Origin of the sequence: Mesorhizobium sp. M5C.F.Ca.IN.020.32.2.1 (assembly GCF_004023105.1) — a bacterium.
Classification (GTDB): Bacteria; Pseudomonadota; Alphaproteobacteria; order Rhizobiales; family Rhizobiaceae; genus Mesorhizobium; species Mesorhizobium wenxiniae.
The window spans coordinates 1-3,624 of sequence record NZ_RZSX01000671.1 but is presented as its reverse complement, the minus strand read 5'-3'; the positions used below and the strand labels follow the sequence as shown (position 1 = coordinate 3,624).

General features: G+C 62.3%; 4 protein-coding genes. All 4 read left to right on the top strand.

Translation table 11 applies throughout. The features are described from left to right. Window positions 1–870 (top strand): sialic acid TRAP transporter substrate-binding protein SiaP (locus EOA86_RS26705; protein WP_128344437.1); only part of this gene is annotated, 870 nt, incomplete at its 5' end. Between the two features lie 80 nt (window positions 871–950). Further along, a complete protein-coding gene (locus EOA86_RS26700; protein ID WP_128344435.1) occupies window positions 951–1,523 on the top strand; it encodes a TRAP transporter small permease in 573 nt (190 codons plus the stop codon). 3 nt (window positions 1,524–1,526) lie between these two features. Continuing rightward, window positions 1,527–2,933 (top strand): TRAP transporter large permease, encoded by a 1,407-nt coding sequence (locus EOA86_RS26695; RefSeq protein ID WP_128344434.1) that lies wholly within the window; start codon window positions 1,527–1,529, stop codon window positions 2,931–2,933. Next, window positions 2,930–3,624 (top strand): alcohol dehydrogenase catalytic domain-containing protein (locus EOA86_RS26690; protein ID WP_128344432.1); only part of this gene is annotated, 695 nt, incomplete at its 3' end. The genes EOA86_RS26695 and EOA86_RS26690, both read left to right, overlap by 4 nt.

Below are 3,624 nucleotides of genomic sequence, written 5' to 3'. Positions count from 1 at the left end.
ACGTCCGAACCCTTCCACACCGAGTCCGTGTGGGCGGCGGAAGAGATCAAGAAGCGCACCGACGGCCGCTATACAATCGACGTCTTCCCGGCCTCGCAGCTCGGCAAGGAAGCCGACATCAACCAGGGGCTGACCCTCGGCACGGTTGACATCATCATCTCCGGATCGAGCTTCGCCGCCCGCGAATTCCCGCCGATCGGCGTGACCTACTTCCCGTTCACGTTCCGCGACGCTGATCATCTGCTCGCTTACACCAAGAGCGACAAATACAAGGAGTTGACCGGCGGCTACGAAGAGGCGTCCGGCCATCACATCACGGCGACCACCTACTACGGCACCCGTCACACGACCTCCAACCGGCCGATCGAAAAATGCGCCGACATGCAGGGCCTGAAGATCCGCGTGCCTGATGTGCCGGCCTATCTCGCCATGCCGCGCGCCTGCGGCGCCAACACCGCGCCGATCGCCTTCGCCGAGGTCTATCTCGCCTTGCAGCAGGGCACGGTGGAAGCGCAGGAAAACCCGCTGACGACGATCGACGCCAAGAAGTTCTACGAAGTGCAAAAGCATATTATCCTGACCGGACACATCGTCGACCATCTCAACACGATCGTGTCGCAATCGCGCTGGTCGCAATTGTCGGACGAGGACAAGGCGATCTTCACCGAGGTGATGCAGGAAGCTGCCGCGCGAGCGACAAAGATCATCGTCGATCGCGAGAAGGCCCTGGTTGAGACCTTCAAGGAACGCGGTCTCACCGTCACCGAAGTTGATCGCGCCGATTTCGAAAAGAACGTGATGGAGAAGGTGACGTTCGAGGAGTTCGGCTACCGCAAGGAGGATTGGGAGGCGATCCGCGCCGTCAAGTAACCTGCATCAATCCCGGCCCGGCGCGACAAGCGCGTCGGGTCTGTTGAGCCCGCTGTCCCAACGGTGTCCGGAGCTTGCCGATGACCCAAGAGGTCCACACCCAGGTTACCCCCGAAGAACTGGCGCATGCATTCGAGGAAGAAACCGCGCCCGTCGATCTGTCGCGATACGCGGTAGAAGACTGGCTCACGCTCGCCGTGTTCTGGGGCATGTCGCTCTGCGTGTTCCTGCAGTTCTTCACGCGCTACGTCATGAACAACAGTTTTGCCTGGACCGAGGAGATCGCCATCAACTGCCTCGTCGTCGTGGTCTTCCTGGGCTCGGTCATGTGCACGCGCACCACGCGCCACATCCACGTCGACGTGCTTTATCATTACCTCCCCGCTGGGGCGGGGCGCTACCTGGCGCTCGCGGTCAATCTGATTACCATTTGCTTCTTCGCCTATATGTCCTGGCTCCTCTGGCGCTATGTCGGGATCGTCCACCGCGAGCGGATGGTCACCATCAACCTGCCGCGCAACGTCGTCTTCTACGCCGTCTTCGCCGGTTTCGTGCTGATGATGCTGCGCGCCATCCAGGTATTCATCGGCAACATCCGCCGTGGCTACTCGGCGCTGGAGCGCCCCGCCGCGTTCGACGGACTGGGGGAATAGGCCATGCTGCTTCTAATCGGAGCGTTTCTCGTCCTGATGCTGGTCGGTGTCCCCGTCGCTGTGTCGATGGCGGTGTCGTCGCTGCTCTATCTCGTCTTCTATGGCGTGGCGCCCGACATCATTGCCGCGCAGCGCATGATCGCCGGTGTCGAGAGCTTTCCGCTGCTCGCCGTGCCGTTCTTCATCTTCGCCGGCAATCTCATGAACATCGCCGGCGTCACCGGGCGGATCTATTCCTTCGCGCTGGCGCTTGTCGGCTGGATGAAGGGCGGTCTCGCCCAGGTGAACATCATCGGATCGGTGGTCTTCGCCGGTATGTCGGGCGCAGCCCTTGCCGATGCCGCCGGTATCGGCACCATCGAGATCAAGGCGATGCGCGACCACGGCTATCCCGTGGAGGCGGCCGTCGGCGTCACCGCGGCGTCCTCGACGCTCGGTCCGATCTTCCCGCCGTCGCTGCCCTTCGTCATCTACGGCATGATGGCCAACGTCTCGATCGGCGCGCTGTTCATGGCCGGCATCCTGCCCGGCGTCGTCATGACGGTGCTGATGATGGTGACGGTCGCGATCTTCGCCCATCGCCGGGGCTGGGGTTCGGACACGCCGTTTAAGTTGAACCGGCTCGCCGCCGCCTCGATCGAGGTGGCCGTCGTATGCTGCTTTCCGCTGGCGGTTTATGTCCTTGTCGAGATGGGACTGTCGCTCAATATTGCCGTTGGCATCGCGCTCGTCGTCCTGATCGCCTGCGACTGGTATTTCGATTTCTCCGCCGTCATGGCGCTCATGACACCCATCATCCTGATCGGCGGCATGACCATGGGCTGGTTCACGCCGACCGAAGCGGCCATGGCCGCCGTCATCTGGTCGTTGTTTCTCGGGCTCGTGCGCTATCGCACGATGACACTCGCAGCCTTGGCCAAGGCCAGTTTCGACACAATCGAGACGACCGCGTCAGTCCTCTTCATCGTCACAGCAGCGTCGATCTTCGCCTGGTTGCTCACGGTCAGTCAGGCGGCGCAGCTCTTCTCGGTCTTCATCACATCGCTGACCGAAAACAAATGGGTGTTCCTGATCCTGGTGAACATCCTGATGCTGGTAGTCGGCTGCTTCCTCGACACGATCGCCGCTATCACGATCCTTGTTCCGATCCTCCTGCCGATCGTGGTCCTCTACGGGATCGATCCTGTGCATTTCGGTCTGATCATGACGCTTAATCTGATGATCGGTCTCCTGCATCCGCCGCTCGGCATGGTGCTGTTCGTCCTCTCGCGGGTCGCCAAGCTGTCGGTCGAGCGTACGACCATGGCAATTCTGCCCTGGCTCGTCCCGTTGATTGTCGCGCTGATCCTGATCACCTTCATCCCCGCCATCACGCTGTGGCTGCCGACGCAAATGGGACTGATCCGATGACCGACAGCGCAGTCGCCGCGACGCTGTTCGGCCCCGAGGATCTGCGTGTCGTCGAGCATCCGCTCGGCCCCCTCACGCCGGGAATGGTGCGCGTGCGTTTCGGCGCAGGCGGCATCTGCGGTTCGGACCTGCATTATTTCCGTCATGCGCGGACCGGCGATTTTGTCGTCACATCGCCGCTCGTGCTTGGCCACGAGGTCGCCGGAGAGATTGTCGAAATCAGCGCGGAAGCGCCCGCACTTGCCGTCGGGGATCGCGTGGCAGTCAACCCGTCGCGCTGGTGCGGACAATGCGCGCGATGCGTCGAGGGCCGCGCCAATCTCTGCGAAAACATCTACTTCATGGGCTCGGCTTCGAAAACGCCGCATATGCAGGGCGGTTTTGCCAGCGTGTTCGATGCCACGCCGGCGCAATGCGTCAAGGTTCCGCATTCTATCGCCTATCAGGCCGCGGCACTCGCCGAACCACTCGCCGTCAGCCTGCACGCGGTGGCGCGGGCCGGCGACATTGCCGGCCGCAACGTCATCCTGTTCGGCGCCGGCCCGATCGGGCTCCTGACAATGCTCGCCGCCAGGCTCAAGGGATGTGGCGAGCTCACCGTCGTCGACATAGCAGAGGCGCCACTCGCCTTCGCCAGCAAGCTTGGAGCAAACAGGACGATCGACCTGTCCAGCGGCGACGAGGAGCTCAA